This is a genomic window from Streptomyces sp. NPDC051776 (assembly GCF_040681345.1).
Classification (GTDB): Bacteria; Actinomycetota; Actinomycetes; order Streptomycetales; family Streptomycetaceae; genus Streptomyces.
The window spans coordinates 8,034-12,011 of the sequence record NZ_JBFAYQ010000083.1 but is presented as its reverse complement, the minus strand read 5'-3'; the positions used below and the strand labels follow the sequence as shown (position 1 = coordinate 12,011).

Annotated in this window: 1 protein-coding gene; it reads right to left on the bottom strand. The window is 74.6% G+C overall.

What is annotated here, in order from left to right:
- Positions 1-3,978: SDR family NAD(P)-dependent oxidoreductase (locus AB0M26_RS30215; protein WP_365265976.1), on the bottom strand; the 3,978-nt coding region annotated here is incomplete at both ends.

The following is a 3,978-nucleotide window of genomic DNA, read 5'->3' as shown; positions in this document are numbered from 1 at the left end:
TGCACCGCCAGATGCAACGCCACCAGCGCCGACGAACACGCCGTGTCCACCGTCACCGCCGGACCCTCCAGCCCCAACGTGTACGACACCCGGCCCGACATCACGCTCGCGGAGTTCCCCGTGCCGAGATGTCCCGCGACCTCGTCGGCCGTTGCGGGGTCGAGCGGACGGGACGCGTAGTCCTGGTAGTTGGTTCCGGCGAAGACGCCGGTGCGGGAGCCGCGCAGCGACAGCGGATCGATCCCGGCCCTCTCGAACGCCTCCCACGCCAGCTCCAGCAGCAGCCGCTGCTGCGGATCCATCGCCAGCGCCTCACGCGGAGAGACACCGAAGAAGCCGGGATCGAAGTCGGCGGCGTGGTCGAGGAATCCGCCGCCGCGCCTGCTGGTCCTGCCGGGCACGCCGGGCTCGGGATCGTAGAGGGCGTCGATGTCCCAGCCGCGGTCGTCGGGCCAGTCGGTGATGGCGTCCGTACCGTCCGCGAGCAGCTGCCAGAACTCCTCCGGAGTGCTCACCCCGCCGGGGAAGCGGCAGCTCATCGCGGTGATCACGATCGGGTCGTCGTCGCAGGCGCGGGGCGCTGGGAGCCCGTCGGCCGGGATGCCGGCGGGGGCCGGGGCGAGGGCGGTGGCCGGGGCGAGGGCGGTGCGGAGGTGTTCCGCGAGGTCCGTCGGGGTGGGGTAGTCGAAGACGAGGGTGGCCGGCAGGGGGCGGTCCAGGACCCCGCTGAGGGCGTTGCGGAGTTCCACTGCGGTGAGGGAGTCGAAGCCGAGTTCGCGGAAGGAGCGGGTGGGTTCGACGTCCTGCGGACCGGTGTGGTTGAGGACGACGGCGACATGGGCGCGAACGAGTTCCTCGAGGGCGGCTCGCTGCTCCGGTTCGGCCAGTGCCGCGAGTTGCCGGGTGAGATCACGGCTGTCAGGGGTGTCCGCGTCGCCTGCGTGCCGGGGGTCCCCGTGCGGCGTACGGCGGGCGGCCAGAGCGCGCCGGGCGTCCGGCAGGTCGTCGAGGAACGGCCGGGGGCGGGCCGTGGTGTAGGCGTGGGCGAACAGGTCCCAGTCGATGTCGGTCACGGCGAGGGTGGTGTCGTCGTGGTCGAGGGCCTGTTGCAGGGCGCCGAGGGCGAGTTCGGGGTTCATGGGGCGGACGCCGTGTCGCTTGAGGCGTTCGCCGACCGATCCCTCGGCCATGCCTCCGTCCGCCCAGGGGCCCCAGGCGATGGCGGTGGCGGGCAGGCCCCGGGAGCGGCGCTGCTGGGCGAGGGCATCCAGCAGGGCGTTGCCGGGCGCGTAGTTGGCGTGTCCGGGTGCGCCGATCGTTCCCGCGGTGGAGGAGAAGAGAACGAACGCGGACAGATCGAGATCGGCGGTGAGAGCGTCGAGGTTCCGGGCGCCACCGACCTTGACGCGCAGCACCTCGGCGAGCCGGCCGGGGGTGAGGGTCGTGATCACGCCGTCGCGCAGAACTGCGGCGGTGTGGAAGACGGCGGTGAGCGGTCGTTCGGCGGGGATGGCGGCCAGCAGGGCGGCGAGCTGGTCCCGGTCCGCGATGTCGCAGGAGGCGATCTCGACGTGTCCGGCGCCGAGTTCGGTGAGTTCGTCCCGGAGTTCGGCCGCGCCGGGGGCATCGGGGCCCGTACGGCTGACGAGCAGGAGTCCGGGGGCGCCCTGGCGGGCGAGCCTGCGGGCGACCTGGCGGCCGAGGGCGCCGGTGCCGCCGGTGACGAGGGCGGTGCCGGTGGGGGTCCAGTCGCGGCATGCGCCCAGGCCGCCCGTTGCCGCGCGGGTGAGGCGGCGGGCGAGGAGGCCGGTGCCACGGACGGCGAGCTGGTCCTCCTGGCCGACTCCGGCGAGGGCGGCGGTGAGCCGTTCGGCCGCCGTGCGGTCGAGAGTCGTCGGCAGGTCGAGCAAGCCGCCCCAGCGCTGGGGCTGTTCGAGGGCGACGACGCGTCCGAAGCCCCAGACGAGAGCCTGCTGCGGCGCGTCGACGGTCTCGCCCCGGCCGGTGGCGACGGCGCCACGGGTGGCGAACCAGACGGGTGCCTCCTGACCGAGATCGTCGAGCGCCTGGACGAGGGCGACCGTGGCGGAGAAGCCGCGGGGCAGGCCGGGCAGCCCTTCGTGGTCCTCCTCGTCGAGGGCGAGCAGGGACAGTACGGCCTGGGGCCGGCCCTGGCCGGTGGCACGGAGGAGGGCGGCGATCGTCTCCCGGTCGTCGTGCGGTGCGACCGGGACGGTGACCGCGTCGGCGCCGGCGCGGGTGAGGGTGTCGACGACAGCGGTGGTGAGGGCGTGGCCGGGGTGGCCCGGGTCCTCGTGGGCGGCGGGCAGGACGACAAGCCAACTGCCGCGCAGTACGGGGGCGGAGGTGGCGGGCAGGGGCTTCCAGCCGACGCGGTAGCGGCAGGCATCGGCGGTGGCGTTCTCACGGCTGCGCCTGCGGTAGTCGCTGAGGGCGGGCAGGACGGTCGCGAGCGTGTCCTGTTCGAGGTGGAGAGCGGTGGCCAGGGCCTCGGCCTCACCGTTCTCGACGGACTCCCAGAACCTTGAGTCGAGGTCCCTGCCGCTGGTCGCCGCGTCCCCGTCGAGCCGGGCGGGCGCGGGCCAGTACGTGCGGCGCTGGAAGGCGTACGTGGGCAGGTCGACGCGGGTGCCGGCCCCGATGAGGGCCGGCCAGTCGATGGTTGCGCCGCCGCGCACGCTCACCTCTGCCAGGGAGGCCAGGAAGCGGCGCGGCCCGCCTTCGCCGCGGCGCAGCGTACCGGTGACCACGGTGCCGGTGCCGCCGGTCTCGTCGAGGGTGTCGCGGACGGCGGCCGTGAGGACCGGGTGCGGGCTGGACTCGACGAAGACGCGGAAGTCCTCCGCGGCCAGGGCGCGCAGGGCGTCGGCGAAGCGGACGGTGCGGCGCAGGTTGTCGTACCAGTAGGGGGCGTCGAGTCGTTCGGTGTCCAGCCGGTCGCCGGTGACGGTGGAGAAGAACGGCACGGCCGCGGTCCGCGGCCGCAGAGGGGCGAGGTCGGTCAGGAGCCGCTCGCGGATCTGCTCGACCTGGGAGGAGTGGGAGGCGTAGTCGACGGGGATCTGCCGGGCCTGGGCGCCCGTGGAGGTCAGATCGGCGACCAGGTCGCGTACGGCGTCGGCGTCACCGGAGACGACCACGGAGGCAGGCCCGTTGACGGCCGCCACCGAGATCCGCCCCTCCCAGCGGGCCAGCCGCTCCTCGACCTCGGCTTCGGGCAGCAGCACGGACGCCATGCCGCCGCTGCCGGCGAGAGCGGTGATGGCCCTGCTGCGCAGGACGACCACCCGGGCCGCGTCGTCCAGGGTCAGGCCCCCGGCGACGCAGGCGGCGGCGATCTCGCCCTGGCTGTGGCCGAGGACGGCGTCGGGGCGCACCCCGCGGGTCTCCCAGAGCCGGGCGAGGGAGACCATCGTCACGAACAGCAGGGGCTGGACCACGTCCACGCGGTCGAGGGCGGGTGCGCCGTCCGTGCCCCGCAGGACCGCCTCGACGGACCAGTCGACCCAATTCTCGACGGCCGCCGCGCAGGTGGTGAAGTGCTCGCGGAACTCCGGGTCGGCGTCGAGGAGTTCGGTGGCCATACCGGACCACTGGGACCCCTGGCCGGGGAAGACGAAGACGGTACGGCCGTCCACGTCGGCCACGCCCCGTACGAGCCCGGCGGACGGTGCGTCCGCCGCCAGCGCTTCCAGACCGCGCAGGAGTTCCGCGCCGTCGTCGGCGAGCAGCACGGCGCGGTGTTCGAAGGCGGAACGGGTGGCGGCAAGCGACCAGGCCACGTCGCGCCGAGCCGGCGCGTCGTCGGCGCGCAGCCTGGCGTGCAGGGCTGCGGCTTGGGCGCGCAGCGCGGCGCCGCCGCGCGCTGAGACGACGTACGGCAGTGTGGCGCGAGCCCCGGGCGAGGCGGGACGGTCGGCCGGCTCGGAGCCAGGGTGGCCGAGTCGGTCGGCGGAA